The organism is Marinobacter sp., assembly GCF_039977835.1.
Taxonomy (GTDB): domain Bacteria; phylum Pseudomonadota; class Gammaproteobacteria; order Pseudomonadales; family Oleiphilaceae; genus Marinobacter.
Genome location: NZ_JBDWCL010000013.1, coordinates 33882 through 50886 on the forward strand (window position 1 = coordinate 33882; position 17005 = coordinate 50886).

The 17005-nt window shown below is 58.5% G+C and carries 16 protein-coding genes; 5 read left to right on the forward strand and 11 right to left on the reverse strand.

Going from position 1 to position 17005, the window contains the following annotated elements:
- Window positions 1-174 precede the first annotated feature (174 nt).
- The 5 genes from ABJM11_RS05380 to ABJM11_RS05400 all read left to right on the forward strand — a co-directional run bounded on the left by ABJM11_RS05380 (window position 175) and on the right by ABJM11_RS05400 (window position 6214).
- The gene (locus ABJM11_RS05380; protein WP_348295883.1) at window positions 175-1281 is read left to right on the forward strand and encodes a polyamine ABC transporter substrate-binding protein; all 1107 of its coding nucleotides are present in this window, start codon (window positions 175-177) and stop codon (window positions 1279-1281) included.
- Between the two features lie 3 nt (window positions 1282-1284).
- Window positions 1285-2403 carry a polyamine ABC transporter ATP-binding protein gene (gene potA, locus ABJM11_RS05385; RefSeq protein ID WP_348295884.1) on the forward strand — a complete coding sequence of 373 codons (1119 nt, stop codon included), beginning with the start codon at window positions 1285-1287 and terminating at the stop codon, window positions 2401-2403.
- A gap of 4 nt (window positions 2404-2407) precedes the next feature.
- Window positions 2408-3337 (forward strand): ABC transporter permease subunit, encoded by a 930-nt coding sequence (locus tag ABJM11_RS05390; protein ID WP_407069967.1) that lies wholly within the window; start codon window positions 2408-2410, stop codon window positions 3335-3337.
- Window positions 3330-4151: an ABC transporter permease subunit gene (locus ABJM11_RS05395; protein ID WP_348295885.1), complete on the forward strand. Its 822-nt coding sequence runs from the start codon at window positions 3330-3332 to the stop codon at window positions 4149-4151. The genes ABJM11_RS05390 and ABJM11_RS05395 overlap by 8 nt, the downstream gene beginning before the upstream one ends.
- A gap of 134 nt (window positions 4152-4285) precedes the next feature.
- A complete protein-coding gene (locus ABJM11_RS05400; RefSeq protein ID WP_407069969.1) occupies window positions 4286-6214 on the forward strand; it encodes a hypothetical protein in 1929 nt (642 codons plus the stop codon).
- Here ABJM11_RS05400 and ABJM11_RS05405 read toward each other — a convergent pair.
- From ABJM11_RS05405 to ABJM11_RS05455, 11 genes are all read right to left on the reverse strand, one after another.
- Window positions 6211-7206, reverse strand: a complete 996-nt coding sequence (locus ABJM11_RS05405) for a branched-chain amino acid ABC transporter permease (RefSeq protein ID WP_348295887.1) — start codon at window positions 7204-7206, stop codon at window positions 6211-6213. The genes ABJM11_RS05400 and ABJM11_RS05405 overlap by 4 nt on opposite strands.
- Before the next feature lie 2 nt (window positions 7207-7208).
- Complete coding sequence (locus ABJM11_RS05410; RefSeq protein WP_348295888.1) at window positions 7209-8096, reverse strand: branched-chain amino acid ABC transporter permease; 888 nt, start codon at window positions 8094-8096, stop codon at window positions 7209-7211.
- Window positions 8097-8214: 118 nt separating this feature from the next.
- The gene (locus ABJM11_RS05415; RefSeq protein ID WP_348295889.1) at window positions 8215-9429 is read right to left on the reverse strand and encodes an ABC transporter substrate-binding protein; all 1215 of its coding nucleotides are present in this window, start codon (window positions 9427-9429) and stop codon (window positions 8215-8217) included.
- Window positions 9430-9532: 103 nt separating this feature from the next.
- On the reverse strand, window positions 9533-10255 hold the full coding sequence (locus tag ABJM11_RS05420) for an ABC transporter ATP-binding protein (protein ID WP_348295890.1): 723 nt from the start codon (window positions 10253-10255) through the stop codon (window positions 9533-9535).
- Window positions 10252-11028 (reverse strand): ABC transporter ATP-binding protein, encoded by a 777-nt coding sequence (locus ABJM11_RS05425; protein ID WP_348295891.1) that lies wholly within the window; start codon window positions 11026-11028, stop codon window positions 10252-10254. The genes ABJM11_RS05420 and ABJM11_RS05425 overlap by 4 nt, the downstream gene beginning before the upstream one ends.
- 71 nt (window positions 11029-11099) lie before the next feature.
- Window positions 11100-11909, reverse strand: a complete 810-nt coding sequence (locus ABJM11_RS05430; RefSeq protein WP_348295892.1) for an alpha/beta hydrolase — start codon at window positions 11907-11909, stop codon at window positions 11100-11102.
- 4 nt (window positions 11910-11913) lie between these two features.
- Window positions 11914-12330 (reverse strand): PaaI family thioesterase, encoded by a 417-nt coding sequence (locus ABJM11_RS05435; protein WP_348295894.1) that lies wholly within the window; start codon window positions 12328-12330, stop codon window positions 11914-11916.
- Window positions 12327-13976: an AMP-binding protein gene (locus tag ABJM11_RS05440; protein ID WP_348295895.1), complete on the reverse strand. Its 1650-nt coding sequence runs from the start codon at window positions 13974-13976 to the stop codon at window positions 12327-12329. The genes ABJM11_RS05435 and ABJM11_RS05440 overlap by 4 nt, the downstream gene beginning before the upstream one ends.
- A 156-nt stretch (window positions 13977-14132) precedes the next feature.
- Complete coding sequence (gene mmsB, locus ABJM11_RS05445; RefSeq protein WP_348295896.1) at window positions 14133-15026, reverse strand: 3-hydroxyisobutyrate dehydrogenase; 894 nt, start codon at window positions 15024-15026, stop codon at window positions 14133-14135.
- Between the two features lie 47 nt (window positions 15027-15073).
- Complete coding sequence (locus ABJM11_RS05450) at window positions 15074-16159, reverse strand: enoyl-CoA hydratase/isomerase family protein (protein WP_348295897.1); 1086 nt, start codon at window positions 16157-16159, stop codon at window positions 15074-15076.
- Between the two features lie 54 nt (window positions 16160-16213).
- Window positions 16214-16993 carry an enoyl-CoA hydratase gene (locus tag ABJM11_RS05455; protein WP_348295898.1) on the reverse strand — a complete coding sequence of 260 codons (780 nt, stop codon included), beginning with the start codon at window positions 16991-16993 and terminating at the stop codon, window positions 16214-16216.
- Window positions 16994-17005 lie beyond the last annotated feature (12 nt).

A 17005-nucleotide genomic window follows, 5' to 3' on the forward strand; every position in this document is an offset into this window, starting at 1 on the left:
GGTCGCCTCACCAACGGTAAAAAGCCGGAATAGGCACAACCCCCAATCCCCACTCATAAAAATTTCGTAGCGCACCCTGCATTCTCGTGATACATATCGCGTGAAAGACCCGCACAAGAACGCGTGCGTCCTGCACGCTTTGTATCCATCCCTTTTCAGTGAGGGACAACACCGATGTTGAAGTTGTGTAAGCCTGCGGCCCTTGCCGCCGCTATTGCTGTGTCATTGGGTGCGTCTTCTGCCTTTGCCGCGGAAGAAGTGCGTGTGTACAACTGGTCCGATTACATTGCCGAAGACACGCTGGAGAAGTTCACCGCGGAAACCGGCATCAAGGTGATCTACGACGTTTACGACAGCAACGAGATTCTTGAGGCGGCTCTGCTTTCCGGCCGTTCCGGTTACGATCTGGTAGTGCCTTCCAACCACTATGTAGCCAAGCAGATTTCCGCCCAGGCGTTTGTTCCGCTGGACCACACCAAACTGCCGAACATGGCAAACCTGAACCCGGATCTTATGGACGATCTGGAAAAGGTGGACCCGGGCAGCCAGTTCTCGCTGCCCTACCTCTGGGGCACCAACGGCTATGGCTATAACGAGGGCCGTATCCAGGAAATCCTGGGCGACAGCGCTCCGAGCGATTCTTGGGCCCTGGTGTTTGATCCGGAAGTGACCGGCAAGCTGGCGGCCGGCGGCTGTGGCATTGCCATGCTGGACTCGGGCGAGGAAATGGTGCGCGCGGCCATGGCCTACATCGGCCTGAATCCGAACAGCAACAACGCCGACGACATCAGGAAAGGCGGGGAGGTGATCAAAGCCATTCGCCCGAACATGACCTATTTCCATTCCTCCCGCTACATCGCCGATCTGGCCAACGGTGACCTGTGCGTGGCCGCCGGCTATTCCGGCGACATCCTGCAGGCCGCCGCCCGCGCCGAGGAAGCCGGCAACGGCAACGTGATCCGCTACACCATCCCCAAGGAGGGCGCGGTGCTGTGGTTCGATATGATGACCATTCCCGCTGGCGCTCCCAACGTGGAGAACGCCCACAAGCTGATGAACTTCCTGATGCGCCCGGAGATCATCGCGGACGTGACCAACTACGTCTGGTACGCCAACCCCAACAAGCCCGCCAACGAGTTTGTTGATGCCGAAATCCTCGGCGACACCAGCATCTACCCCACCGATGAGGTGATGAAGAAGCTGTACATCATGGAAGGTCGGCCCCAGGACACCCAGCGCCTGATGACCCGCACCTGGACCAACGTGAAGTCTGGTCGTTAAGGGGTGGAAAACGGCAACAGCGCCTCCGCGAAAGCGGAGGTGCTACTCAGCATTCAGGGCATCTCCAAGAGATTCGACGGCACGCTGGCCGTGAACAATGTGAGCCTGGACATCCACAAGGGTGAAATCTTCGCCCTGCTGGGTGGTTCCGGCTCTGGCAAATCGACGCTGCTGCGAATGCTGGCGGGCTTTGAGGCGCCCAACGCCGGGCGCGTGGTACTGGATGGCCAGGACATTACCGCCCTGCCCCCATACCTGCGACCCACCAACATGATGTTCCAGTCCTACGCGCTGTTCCCCCATATGACGGTGGAGCAGAACATTGCCATGGGGCTGAAGCAGGACAAGCTGCCCAAGAGCGACATCCGCGACCGGGTCGAGGCCATGCTGAAACTGGTCAAGATGGAGAGCTTTGCCAAACGCAAGCCCCAGCAACTCTCCGGCGGCCAACAGCAGCGTGTGGCCTTGGCCCGCTCCCTGGCCAAACGCCCAAAACTGCTGCTGCTCGACGAACCCATGGGCGCACTGGACAAGAAACTGCGCACCGAGATGCAGCTGGAACTGGTGGAAATCCTGGAACAGGTGGGCGCCACCTGCCTGATGGTCACCCACGACCAGGAAGAGGCCATGACCATGGCCAGCCGTATTGCCATCATGGCCCAGGGCCGCATTGCCCAGGTGGGATCCCCCATCGATATCTACGAAAGCCCAAACAGCCGCATGAGCGCCGAGTTTATCGGCTCCGTGAATATCTTCGAGGCCCGTATCCGTGAGGACGAGTCCGACAGTATTACACTGGAGAGCACCGCCCTGGACGCCCCGGTGTTCATTGACCGAGGCGTCAGCACCCCGGCGGAGAGCACCGCCACACTGGTTGCCCTGCGCCCGGAGAAAGTCTACATCTCGAGTGAAAAGCCGGCCGGAGACACCAACTGGAGCCGTGGCACGGTCGACAACATCGCCTATCTGGGGGACATCAGTTGCTACTATGTGAAGCTGGCCAGCGGTAAGCGGGTACAGGCCACCATGGCCAACGTGGAACGCCGTGGCGAACGGCCCACCTGGGGCGATACGGTGTTCGTGTCCTGGGAAGCCTCCAGCCCCATCCTGCTGTGGAACTGACGCCGTGGCCCGAGAACTGACGTCCATCCCTCTGAGGGAGCGGGTACGCGCCGTGCTGTTCCACCGTCGGGTGGTGTTCGGCATTCCCTTCCTGTGGTTGCTGCTGTTCTTCCTGCTGCCGTTCGCGCTGGTGCTGAAGATCAGCTTCTCCTCGGCGGTGATGGCCATTCCGCCCTACCAGCCGGTGTTTACCTTTGTGGACAACACCTTCTCGGTGGTGGTGAATTTCGGCAATTACCTGTTCCTGCTGTCCGACAGCCTGTACATCGCCGCGTACTGGGGCTCGGTCAAGATCGCGTTTGTTTCCACCCTGGTGTGTCTGCTGATCGGCTATCCCATGGCCTATGCCATGGCGCGCGCCTCGGCCAGGATGCAATTGGTGTTGCTGCTGATGGTGATGCTGCCGTCGTGGACCTCGTTCCTGATCCGCGTATACGCCTGGATGGGCATCCTCGGCAACCAGGGCCTGCTGAACAACCTGCTGATGTGGCTGGGTGTGATCAGTGAGCCCCTGAAAATGCTGAACACCAACTTCGCGGTGGTGCTGGGTATCGCCTATGCCTACCTGCCGTTCATGGTGCTGCCCATCTACACCAACCTGGTAAAGCTGGACGTACGCCTTCTCGAAGCAGCATCCGACCTGGGCTGCCGCAGCCTGACCACCTTCTGGGCCATCACGCTGCCGCTGTCGAAGGCAGGCATTATCGCCGGTTCCATGCTGGTGTTCATTCCCGCCGTGGGTGAGTTCGTGATTCCGGAGCTGCTGGGCGGGCCGGATACCCTGATGATAGGCAAGGTGCTGTGGGAAGAGTTCTTCAACAACCGCGACTGGCCGGTGGCATCCTCCCTTGCCATCGTCATGCTGGCGCTGCTGCTGATCCCCATCGTGCTGTTCCACCGGCTCCAGACCCGGGAGATGGAAAAGAATGGTTAAGTCGCCGCCGTTCAGTTTCTCGAAGGTGATGCTGGTTATGGGCCTGCTGTTCCTGTACCTGCCGATGCTGGTGCTGATCGTCTATTCGTTCAATGCCTCACGACTGGTGTCGGTATGGGCGGGATTTTCCACCCACTGGTACGGAGAGCTGTTCCGGGACCAACAAATCCTGTCTGCCGTGTGGATGAGCCTGAAGATCGCCTTCTACTCCGCCAGCATGGCGGTATGCCTGGGCACCCTGTGCGCCTTCGTGATGACCCGGTTCAAGCGCATGCGCGGGCGCACCCTGCTGTCCAGCATGGTCAGTGCGCCGCTGGTAATGCCGGAAGTGATCACCGGTCTGTCGCTGTTGCTGCTGTTCGTGCAGATGGCGCAAACCATCGGCTGGCCGGCAGACCGGGGCATGGCCACCATCTGGATTGCCCACACCACCTTCTGCAGTGCCTATGTAGCGGTGGTGGTCAGTGCCCGCCTGCGAGAGGTCGACCGCTCCATGGAGGAAGCGGCTATGGATCTGGGTTGCACACCGCTGAAGACCTTCGTCGTGATCACTCTGCCGGTCATCATGCCGGCACTGATATCTGGCTGGCTGCTGGCCTTCACGTTATCGCTCGACGACCTGGTTATCGCCAGCTTCGTCTCCGGCCCAGGGGCCACCACCCTGCCCATGGTGGTGTTTTCGTCGGTGCGCATGGGCGTGTCCCCCAAAATCAATGCGCTGGCTGCGCTGATCATTCTGGCGGTGTCGCTGATTGCATTTGTTGCATGGTATCTGATGTGGCGGGCCGAGAGACGGCGCTGCGCCAGACAATAAACACACGTCCGGTCATTGGTCACTTCGTTTCTTGCTCCGGTGCAACTACACTGCCAGTGGCGGCACGCCGATCTTTCCTGATCAGGGCGGGATACCACAAAAGGAGCTGACCATTGGATATCGCTCAGGCCTCGATGCAGTTTGATATGGCGCTTGCGGACTTCGCCCGCGCCCGGAGCATGTCGCCCAACGCCTCCAGCCTAAGCCTGCTGGAGCGGGCACGGTTACTGATGACGATGCCGGGCGGCTTTGATGTGCTGTACCGTCGGGTTCGGGCACTGGAGTCGGCGGGCATTTTCGGCACCAGCGACTGGTCCACACCCGGTATCCTGCAGCCTGCGCTGGCAAAATACTCCCTGCGTGAGGCGGGTGCCGTAACCACAGTGGTAGAGGCCATCAGCGAAATCCGCCTGTTGGCGGTTGTTCGTGGCGACTATTTTCATCGTGGCATTTCCTCCGAACAGGCCCGGCACTTCCTCACCCAGGTCATGGCCCTGAACCTCGACTTGCTGTCGGGAACGCTCACCGAGGCCGACAGGGAACGCCCGAAGCAGCTCGGCATCGTCGTACAGGGCCTTTACCAGTACCTGATTTCGCATCTTGGTTACGAAAGCCTGCTCGACAGCCTGGTGGCTGAGGTATGGCGACTCCTGGAGCAGGGGCCGGTACAGGTGGACAGCATCTGCGACATGATCGGCCAGATTGCCAAATGCCTGTATGACCCTGAGCTGAAAACCACTGGCACCGCCGATGCCACCCGGCTGGTCCGCGCCCTTTTTGCGCCCACGCCCGGCAGTAAGGAAGACCCTGGCCTGGATGTCTATCAGCTGCGCCTTACCAAAATGGACGATGTGGAGCTGTCAGCCGAAGCCACGGAATTTGCCCGCAACATGCATGACACCGGGCTTGCTTCACCCTACCACGCGGTATTTCTGAGGTTCCTGCGTACCAGCGACGAAGAGGAGCTGATCCCCACTGCCATGGGGCTGACCATGACAGGGCTCGATGATTTTTATTGCTACAACCAGCTCGTGGACGCACTGATTGATGAAGCCATCTTTCCCGAGACCTGTCAGGCTGTCTATGGCCTCACCATGATGCTTGAGCGTGGGTCATTGTTTTCCCCGCCGGTGGCCCAGGCGCTCTGGCGGCAGATCAAACTCAAACTTTCGCCCGAAACCAGCCAGGCTCTGATCGAAGCCTTCGGCGATGCCGTGCCGCCAAGGGTGTTCCTTTTAGCGGGTGTGCTCAACCTGCTGGGACAACCCCTGGGCGTGGGCCAGGGCAACAACCCCAGTTGTCAGTCTGCCATCGGATTGTCCATGTGGGCGGCCAATGAGGCGGACTATCTGCTCCAGGTGCTTGCCTGGGCAGCCAGGGATAATGAGGTACTGGGCCGCTTTGAAGGTTGGGAAGTGTCGTCCAGGAACCTGGAGCCAGGGCTGGTCAAGGACACTCCGGTGGATGTGGACCCCGTGTCGCTGATCCTGATTCCCCACCTGGATCGCCTTTACGGCGAAATGTGGCGCCGCTGTGAAGACAGAGACGACGACGCCCACCGCTGGATCAACCCGGAATTCTATGGCTGGTGGGTCAGTCATGGTTTCAAGGTGGTAGCCGACATCCACACCGGAGAAGTAAAAGACTACGAGGGTTTTATCCGACACTTCTATGCCAGTTATCACCCCTACTACAACGGCAATCTGCCGGTCATTCACCACCAGCCCGCCGGCATTGCCGTCACCGACAGTGCCGCCCGCTTCGTCGGCCGCCACGCCATTACCATCCAGCGTGTCGCCCTGAGCCCCACGAACGAGATGCGGGTGTACTTCTTCAACCCCAATAATGACAGCGGCCAGGATTGGGGCCAGGGCATCACCTGCTCAACAAGAGGCCACGGAGAGATCCGTGGCGAAGCTTCCCTGCCCGTTGCGGAATTTACTTCTCGCCTTTATGCCTTCCACTACGACACCCTGGAACTGGGGGATCTCACTGCCATACCTGAGGAAGATGTAGCCAGGGTTATGGAGCTGGGGTATGGCAGTTGGGCAGCCGGTGACTAACTCATATTCTTCCGCATGAAGTTCTGGATCTCCCCCACAATACCCGAGCGGAAGGCCATTACCGTCAGCACGAAGATGGCGCCGAGGATGGGGTCTACCCAGTCACCCAGCGGCCCCTGTGAAAGCTGGTACTCCAGGTTCACCACGAAGGTGGCCCCTACCACGGGACCCAGCAGCGTACCGGTACCGCCCAGCAGGGTCATCAGAATGACCTCGCCGGACATGTGCCAGTGGGCGTCGTTCAGGGAAGCGAGCTGGAACACCACGGTTTTCAGGGAGCCTGCCAGGCCCGCCAGGCCTGCCGAGATCACGAACGCAATCATCTTGTAGCGGTCGACATTGTAGCCCAGGGACACGGCACGCGGTTCGTTCTGTTTGATCGCTTTCAGAACCTGCCCGTAGGGGGAGTTGACGATGCGCTGTACCAGCAGATACCCGCCGATAAACACGGCCAGCACGAAATAGTACATGGCCACGTTGTTTTCCAGGTCGATGATGCCGAACAGGTGCCCCCGTGGCACCCCATGCAGGCCATCTTCACCGCCAGTGAACGGCGCCTGGACAAACACGAAATACACAAGCTGGGCCAGGGCCAGTGTGATCATCGCAAAGTAGATGCCCTGGCGCCGGATTGCCACTATGGCAAACAACACGCCCAACACCGTAGCGGCTGCAGTACCAGCGATGATGCCCATTTCCGTCGTCAGCCCCGAGTAACTCGATAACAGGTAGCCGGTGGTATAACCGCCTGCCGCCAGAAACGCAGCATGACCGAAGGACAACAGCCCGGTAAAACCCAGCAGCAGGTTGAAGGCTACCGCAAACAACGCAAAACACAGGATTTTCATCAGGAAGGTGGCGTAGATCACGGCCGGGGCCAGGATCAGCAGAGCCAGGATGACCAGGTTCAGGATCATCTTCCTGCGCTGGTCCGCTTTCAGGTCATTCATCATTGTCGCCTGGAGTTCGCTCTGGTTTTCAGAATTGCTCATGATTACGCCTCCTTACCAAACAGGCCCGAAGGGCGAATCAGCAGTACAACCACCATGACCAGGAAGATGACCGCAGACGAAAACTCGGGGTAAAAGACCTTGGTAAAGCCTTCGATAATGCCCATCAGAAGACCGGTAATGATGGCTCCCGCAATGGAACCCATGCCACCAATAACCACAACGGCGAACACCACAATGAGGATATTGGACCCCATTACGGGATTAACAGAGTAGACAGGCGCTGCGAGCACCCCGGCGAACGCCGCCAGCATAACCCCGAAACCATAAGTGAGGCTTACCAGCAGCGGTACGTTGATACCGAACCCCTGCATAAGCTGGGAGTCTTCAGTACCTGCCCGCAGGTACGCACCCAGCTTGGTTTTCTCGATCATGAACCAGGTGCCGAAGCAAACCAGCAGCGCCACAAAGATGATCCAGGCCCGGTAGTAGGGAAGATACATGAAGTCCAGCCGGAACCCGCCCTGGAAGACCTCCGGCATGGAATAGCGCATGCCGGAGACACCATAGATGTTGGTAAGAATGCCCTGGATCATGAGCGCCACACCAAAGGTCAGCAGCAGGCTGTAGATATGATCCTGGCCGGCAATACGCCGCAACAGGAAGTATTCGATCAGCATGCCGAAACATCCAACCACCACAGGTGCGAGGAACAGCGCCACCCAGTAGTTGATGCCCATAACGTCGAACATGATAACCGTGACCATGGCGCCCAGCATGTACATGGCACCATGGGCGAAATTGATGATTTTGAGCAGGCCGAAAATAACCGCCAGCCCAAGGCTCAGTAAGGCATAGAACGAGCCATTGATAATCCCGAGCAGTAACTGGCCAAACAGCACGGCCGTGGGGACTCCCAGAATCTCGGTCATGTTACAAACTCCAAAAGCAGCGCATGTTCGACTTGCAAAGGCGAATTGCGTGTCTGCAGGTCAGCAGCCGCCCCGCCAGAACTACTGGATAGCGCGGGGCGGCTCGTCGGTCAGTACATCAGTTGCCTGAAACGAGCGAGCACTTGCTCTCGGAAAGCGGGCGATAGGCCTCGTCTCCCGGGATGGTGCGGAGAATCTCGTACAGATCCCACTCGCTCTCGGACTCTGCCGGTGTCTTCACTTCTGCCAGATACATGTCATGCACCATGCGGCCGTCCTCGCGGATAGTGCCGTTCTTGGCAAACATGTCGTTGATGGGCGTGGCCATCATCTGCTTGCGAACATCGCTGGCTTTATCCGAACCGGTTTCCTTGACGGCGTTCAGGTACTGCATGGCACTGGAGTAGATGCCTGCGTGAACCATGGTCGGACGTACGCCGGTCTCTTCCATGAAGCGGTCAGACCATTCGCGGGTCTCATCGTTCAGATCCCAGTACCAGCCGGTGGTGAGCTGGATGCCCTGGGCCGTTTCGGCGCCGAGTGCGTGAACGTCTGTCAGGAACAGCAACAGCGCTGCCAGTGTCTGGCCGCTCTGGGTCAGGCCGAACTCACCGGCAGTGGTGATGGCGTTGGTGGTATCGGCGCCGGCATTGGCCAGGGCAACCACGTCGGCCCCTGAGGACTGCGCCTGCAGAATGTAGGATGAGAAATCCGAGGTCGGGAAGGGATGACGGGCGGTGTCGATGACTTCACCGCCGTTCTCCTCCACAACCCGGGTGACGTCTCCCTCAAGGGCATGACCGAACGCGTAGTCTGCGGTCAGGATATACCAGCTCTTGCCGCCTTCCTGAACAACAGCCTTGGCGGTACCGTTCGCCAGCGGATAAGTGTCATACACGTAGTGGATGTGGTTTGGGGTACAGTGTTCGTTGGTGATGCTTGAGGCCGCCGAACCGGAGACAATCCCCAGGGTATCGCTGCCGTCCAGAAGCTTGGTGACCGCAATGGTGACAGATGAAGCAACCAGGCCTGCGACCAGGTCGACCTTGTCATCTTCCAGCCAGCGGCGAACCGTGCTGGATGACTGGTCCGGGTTGTTGCGGTCGTCGGCGGTCAATACCTCAATCTTCGCGCCATTGACCTTGCCACCGAAGTCTTCGATAGCCATTCGCAGGGCAGCCTCGCCGTTCGGGCCGGCCAGGTCACGGTAGGTACCGGACATATCGGCCAGGTAACCGATCTTTACTGTGTTGTCGGATATTGCAGCCTGGGCACCGCCCACAAGCATGGCTGATGCAATCGCTGATGTCAGAAGCTTTTTGGTAATTGTCATTGTTGTTTCTCCGCTACTGTTCGTTGCGTTGGTTTTCGGAAATCGTTCTTGTTGCTTTTGTTGCATTCTCTACTGCGCTCTCTTGCACTTTCGAACCCGGGAATCAGACCCCCAGGTATCTGTCCAGCGTCGACTGCTTGCTTTCAAGTTCGTCGGCACTGATCTCCTCCACAATCTGGCCGTGTTCCATCAGGTAATGACGGTCCGCCAGGGGTGCGGCGAAATGGAAATTCTGTTCAACCAGGACGATGGTCAGTCCCTTCTTCTTGAGCTTGACCAAAACCTCGCCCAGCTTCTCAACAATCACCGGGGCCAGACCCTCGGTAATTTCGTCCAGCAGCAGCATATTGGCGCCGGTCCGCAGAATCCGGGCCATGGCCAGCATCTGCTGCTCCCCGCCAGAGAGCTTTGAACCCTGGCTGGTGCGGCGCTCATAAAGGTTCGGGAACATGGAGAAAATTTCCTCCAGCCCCAGGCCGCCGCTTCTGACGATGGGTGGAAGAGTCAGGTTTTCCATGACATTAAGCCCGGAAAAAATGCCCCGGTGTTCGGGGCAATACCCGACTCCCAACCTTGCTATGTGGTGAGGCGCACAGGACATGGTCTCCTCACCGTTGATCATGATCGAACCGGTTCGCCGGCCTACCATATTCATAATGGCTTTCAGGGTAGTGCTGCGGCCGGCCCCGTTGCGGCCCAGAAGGGTGACCAGCTCTCCTCGCTTAACCTCCATATCAATGCCGTGGAGGATGTGGGATTCACCGTAAAACGCGTGAAGGCCAGAGATGCGCAGCTGTTCGTATTCTTTATGGGGAGCCGGGCTCATTCCGCTGTCTCCTGCTTCGTGGCCGCACTGCCGCCCATGTAAACCTCACGTACCCGGGGATCTTCAGAGACTTCCTGGTAATCGCCCTCGGTCAGCACCGAGCCCTGGGCCAGAACAGTCACCCGGTCGCAGAGTTTGCTGACAACACCCAAGTTGTGCTCAACCATCAGAACCGTTCGGCCCTGGGCGGCTTTACGGACCAGCTCGACAACCTGCTCCACGTCTTCGCTGCCCATACCCTGGGTGGGCTCGTCCAGCAGCATCAACTCCGGCTCCATGGCCAGAGTGGTAGCCAGTTCCAGAGCACGTTTGCGGCCATAGGCCAGCTCAACGGTGGTCGTGTTGGCAAATTCGGTGAGGCCCACACTGTCCAGCAGTTCCATACAGCGGTCATTCAGTTTGTTCAGCGACTCGCCGGATTTCCAGAAACGGAAGGAGTTACCTTCAAAGCTCTGCAGCGCCACGCGGATGTTCTCCAGCGCAGTCATGTGTGGAAACACGGCGGAAATCTGGAAGGAACGGACCACACCCTCGCGGGCAATGGCAGCGGACTTCATGGAGGTAATGTCCTTACCCTTGAACAGGATCTTTCCGCGGGTAGGAATCAGGAACTTGGTAAGAAGATTGAAGACGGTGGTCTTGCCTGCGCCATTGGGGCCGATAAGCGCATGAATGTGGCCACGCTGCACCTTCAGGTTGACGTCATCGACCGCAACAAAGCCCTTGAACTCTTTGACGAGGTTTCGGGTCTCCAGAACGAACGGGTCACTCATGAGCCATTCTACCTTTTGTTATTGTTGTGCATTTATACTAACCACAGAGCAGATTGACGTCTACGTAAACGTCAACTGTAATTCGCACTTTTTTGATCAATCTCTGCTCGCAGAAAGTCGCAAATCAGCGACAGCACCCTCTCTGGCTGCTGCAGATGCGGCGAGTGGCCGGTTTCGGGCATGAACACCGGCGTTGCCTGGCTTCCGATACCCTCCACGATACGGGTTACCTGGTCTGGAACTCCGTATTCATCCTCTTCCCCCTGAATGATCATAGCGGGGCACTGGATGGCGTCCAGCCAGGGCGCAAAATTCATCGACCGCTGGAACCCCTCATCCAGCCATACCTCCTGCCAGGCATTGAATAATGCATCCGTGCGCTCGCCATGGTGACGAAGCAGTTTTTCGCGGATGCCCTCTTCTGTATAGCGCCGCCCCATATCGCGGATACCGGCCAGGGTAAGATGGTCTGCCCAGGTGTGAGCCGCCATGGTAATCAGACCTTTCACCCTGTCACCCAATACCGCAGCTGCAATCAGGGCGATCGACCCGCCGTCGCTGTGCCCCACCAGGATTACCTCGTCGATCTCCAGCGCATCCAGCAGCCGGGGCAGCCACACCCTGCCTTCCTGCTCCAGGTAGTCATAGGGGCGTGGCAATGGTTCGTCACTGGAAGCACCGTAGCCCTGACGTTCATAGACCAGGGCATCCAGGCCTGTGGCCTCTGCCAGCCGGCGGGGGAACTGCTTCCACAGGGCAATATTACCCAGGGATTCATGGAGGAATACCAACACCGGTCCGGCACTTTTTTCGTGACGAAGGCGCCGCGCCTGAACCCTGACTCCATCCTCCAGCGGGACGGCAATGTCACTGACATTCATGGCATCACCGCTTCGCCGGGATGGCATAGGTGATGGTGGCATGGGCGACCGGATCTTCCAGGCCATCGGAGTGGATATAAACCTCGCCCACACCACTGGCTCTGCCGATTCTCAGCATCCTGGCGTGAGCTCTGATCGGGCTGTGGGCCACTGGTTTGCGCAGGAAATTGATGTTCAGGTTGCTGGTAACCGCCAGCGGCACCAGGCCGATTTTCCCCAGCAGCGCGGCATAGAGGGCCACGTCTGCCAGGCCCATCATGGCGGGGCCTGCAACGGTACCACCCGGGCGCAGGTGCTCGTCGTCCACCTCCAGCTTCATTTCCGCCCAGCCATCACCCAGCTTCTCCAGGGTGCCGTAGCGGGCACCCTGGGGAAACTGCTCGGCAAGGAAAGCCTGCAGTTCCTCGAAGGTAACAATCATCCCTGCTTCTCTTCCTTCGCCTGGTTGCGCAGAACGAATCGCTGGATCTTGCCACTGGGCGTCTTCGGCAGCTCGTCCACGAACTCGATTTCCCGCGGGTAGGCGTGGGCAGACAGGCGGTGGCGCACCAGTTCCTGCAGCTCGTCCTTCAGGTCGTCTTCGTTATCCGGCTCCTGATCGGCCTTGATCACTACGTAGGCCTTGATGATAGAGCCCCGCTTTTCATCAGGCTTGGCCACCACACCGGATTCCGCAACGGCCTTGTGCTCCAGCAGGGTGCTTTCCACGTCAGCGGGGCCAACACGGTAGCCGGCCGTGGTAATGATGTCGTCGTCGCGACCGCTGAAGGAAAAGCAGCCATCACCGTGGTTCACCACCATGTCGCCAGTGAGGTAGTAACCGTTTACGAACGGGTCCTTTTCCCCCCAGGTGTAACCATCAAAGTGGAACAGGGGCGAGGCTTTGACATCCACCGCCAACTGGCCGATTTCGCCTTCACCCACTTCCTCATTCTTCTCGTTCAGGGCAACAACTTTGTGGCCCGGAGAGGAATAGCCCATGGAGCCCGGGCGCACCGGGTGATCAAGTCCATGGAAGTTGCAGCAAGTCATGCCGGTTTCAGTCTGACCGTAATGGTCCTTTACCGGGCAGAAATGCCGTCTCTCGATCCAGTTCACCACTTCCGGGTTCAGCGGCTCGCCGGCACTGCTGGCCACCCGCAGGCCGAGATTTTCACCCTCTGGCAACACATGGTCGTTGGCTTTAAGCAAGCGATAGGCCGTAGGTGCGGCGGCCAGATTGGTGATCCCGTATTTACGGATCATGTCGTAGGTTGTTTCCGGCGTGAAGGCACCCGGGTTGAAGTGGGTGGCGTGGCCCATCAGCAGCGGGCCAACCACGGCATAGTACAGACCATAAGCCCAGCCAGGGTCGGCCACGTTCCAGAACACATCGTCGTCCCGCAGGTCTATGGCGTACTTCATGTAAACGTAGAACGCCAGCAGTGCCTTGGCCGGCACCGCCACACCCTTGGACTTGCCCACGGTACCGGAGGTGAACATCTGCAGGAACGGATCACTGCCCTTGATCAGCACCGGCTCGAACTGGTCAGACTGGTCCGCCAGGGTTTTGTCGAAGTCCGGGATTTCACCGCTGACTTCGGCGGCGTTCACGCACACCACCGGCGCGCAGTCTTTTACTTCGATCAGTTTGGGATAGTTGACCGGATCGGTGACCACCAGTTTGGTATCAGCACGCTCGAAGCGGTATTCAATGGCTCCCGGTCCGAACGCGGTGAATAAAGGCTGGTAGACAGCGCCCGCCCTCAGAGTGCCGGCGATAACGATGAGCAACTCGGGACTACGGGGCAACAGAGCAGCGACCCTGTCGCCTTTGCCAATACCCCGGGACTTCAGGTAATTCGCAAAGCGGGCGGATTTTTCTTTCAGCTCGGCAAAGGTGAGTTTGCCGGAACCGCCGTCTGCTTTTTCATAATGCAGGGCAACCCTCTGGGGGTCACTCGCCCACTTGTCACAGATTTCAGTACAGACGTTCAGTCCTGCGTCCAGGCTACCCTCCAGAATCTCGGCTTCGAGGCTGGCGGGATCGAAATTGTCATAGACCGATTGGTAATCCGGGAGACTCATGATCCAGTCCTTTTATTGTTGTGGACGATTTCTGTCCTCAATGTTTAGCACAGGCTATAGTTTACGTAAAGGTAAACTTTTAGCTAAAAATAAACGCCTCCGGTACCCGGTGGATCGGGTAAAACCCGCCGGGAGAACAACGACGGCGCTGACTGCTCAGCTTTGCTCGCGGTAATAGAATTTCTGGATACTGGAAAAATCCAGGCCGCCGTTACCCTCGCTGGCGTGCAGCTCAAACAGGTTGCGGGCCAGTGATCCCATCGGAACCGGCGCATGATTCCTGACGGCGTTGTCCAGCGCCAGCCCCAGGTCTTTATTCATCAGGTTGACCAGGAAGCCACCCTCATAGTTGCGTGAAGCTGGCGCGTTTTCCATAACCCCTGGCCAGGGGTTATAGACATTCAGTGCCCAGTTACCACCAGAACTCTGCTTCATGATTTCCGACAGCACGGCAGGATCCAGCCCGTTCTTTACGCCCAGAGCCAGGGCTTCACTGGTGCCACTCATCAGAATGGCCAACAGCATGTTATTGCAGATTTTGGCGATCTGCCCTGCGCCGTGGGGGCCGGCATGAAAAATGTTCTTGCCCATACCGTCAAGAATCGGCTTGGCGCGCTCGAACGCGTCTGCCTCACCACCACAGATAAACGTCAGGGTGCCCGCCTTTGCGCCACCCACACCACCGGAAACCGGTGCGTCCATAAAGGTAATGCCAGCGGCAACGGCCGCTTCGGCCACACCTTTTGCTGTCTCTGGTGCAATGGTTGATGAATCGATCACCAGGGTGCTCGATGGCAGGTTCTTTAACAGGCCGTTGTCACCCAGGTAAACCGATTCCACATGCTGCCCCGCGGGCAACATGGAAATCACCACCTCGGCACCTTCGACCGCTTCCTGAATGGTTGCTGCAGATTTTGCACCTTCGTTGGTGAGCGTTTTTACCGCCTCGGAAGACAGGTCAAACACCGTCACATTGTGGCCCGCCTTTACGAGATTGGTGGCCATGGGGCCGCCCATATTACCAAGACCGATAAACGTGATAGTCGCCATATTATTGTTCTCCGTTGTTTGATCAGGATGGGTCTGTTCGGTTTTCGTCAGGATTCCATAAAGAACCGGTCAATCCACGCCGGGTCCACGCTTTCCAGTGTCGGGAAGTGCCACCGTGGTTTCAGGTCCTTGTCGATCAGCAGCGCCCGTACACCCTCGGCGAACTCCCCCATTTTCAGGCAGCGCTTTGATATCCGAAGCTCCTTGTCGAGCACCTGGGACAGGCTGTCGTGCAAAGTGTCGTGATAGTGCTTCCAGGTCAGGGTCAGGGAAGCCGGCGACGCTGCGGAGACGGTTTTGGCAGCCTTGATCAGCCACGGGTCCTCGCCAGCGTACTGGCCCAGATTGTCCACCGCGTCCACCAGCGAATCGCCGTCGGTGAGGGCCTGAATTACGTCGAAATGCTCACGCACCACGGCCTGGGGAATCGCCTCCCGGGAGCCCGCCTCAAACCGGCGCAGTACTTTATTGATGGCAGCATGGGCGTCGCTGCCAAAGCCGGACTGCTGCAATTCCTGCTTCACTTCGTCACGCATATCGTGGCCGATGAAACGGTCCGCCAGCCCGGTAAAAATGGCGTCCGCGCCATTCATTCGCGCACCTGTAAGGCCAAGGAACAACCCGAGTCGCCCCGGCATCCTGTTCAGGAACCAGCCCGCGCCTACGTCCGGGTACAGGCCAATACTCACTTCCGGCATTGCCACTCGCGTATGCTCGGTTACCACGCGGTGAGAGCCTCCCACCATCAGGCCCAGCCCGCCACCGATCACCAGGCCGTTGCCCCAGACGATGAACGGTTTCGGGTAGGTATGTATCTGGTAATCCAGTTCGTACTCGTCGGCGAAGAAGGTATCCCCTTCACTGACAGCACGACTGTCCGAACGCGGTTCGGTCATATCCCGATATAAAGCCACTATGTCACCACCGGCGCAAAGGGCTTTTTCGCCCTCGCCTTCCAGCCAGACCGCGCCAATGGAGTCGTCTGCTGCCCATTGGTCAAGCCTGGGTTTCAGCAGGTGAATCATTTCCAGCGACAGGGCATTCATGGAGCGAGGCGTATTCAGCCTCGCAACACCAATACGCTTACCGTCGGCGGCTTCCAGTTCTTCAAAAATGACTGCTTGATTGCTCATACCATTAACTCGTTAATCCGGCCCGGTTTATCGGTATTTTCTCACCCGTGCTTTTTATCGGTTCTTCCATTCCGGTGTGCGCTTTTCAAGGAATGCATTCACCCCTTCTCGCTGGTCTTCGGTGCGGAACAGATCGACAAACAGTTCCCGCTCCATGCGCCAGCCGTCGTCGTGGCTGCGGCCGTCCCGGGCGCTCATCACCAGCGTCTTGCAACGGGCCACGGAAGAAGGGCTCTGCTTGCCAGCCATTTCCGCCAGCTCCAGGGCCTTGTCAAAGGCGGCGCCTGATGGCACCACCTCTTCCACCAGGCCTATGCTCAACGCCTTGTCCGCCTTGATGCGCTCGCCGCACAGAATCATGCGCTTGGCCCAGCCTTCACCCACCAGCCAGGGCAGGTTCTGGGTACCACCGGCACAGGGCAGCAGGCCCACGGTGGCTTCCGGCAGGGCCATCTGGGCATGCTCCTCGGCGATGCGGATATCGCAGGCCATGGCGCATTCCAGACCACCACCCATGGCGTAACCATTCACGGCCGCAATGGAGACGCCGCGGAAACGGCTCAGGGCACTGAAGGCACGCCCGAAGGCCTTGCCCATTAATTCGGCATTGGCAATATCACCGTCGGCAAAGCTCTTGAGATCAGCGCCAGCGGAGAAAAACTTCTCGCCCTGGCCGGTTACCACCAGTGCGAAGACATTGCGGTCTGCGTTCAATGCCTCAATGGTCTCTTCAAGTGCTTTCAGGGAATCCAGCGTCCAGGTATTCGCCGGTGGATTGTTGATGGTGATAATCGCGGTGTGGTCGCGTTTTTCCAGCTGAATCAGTTCGCTCATGTGAGTTCTCAC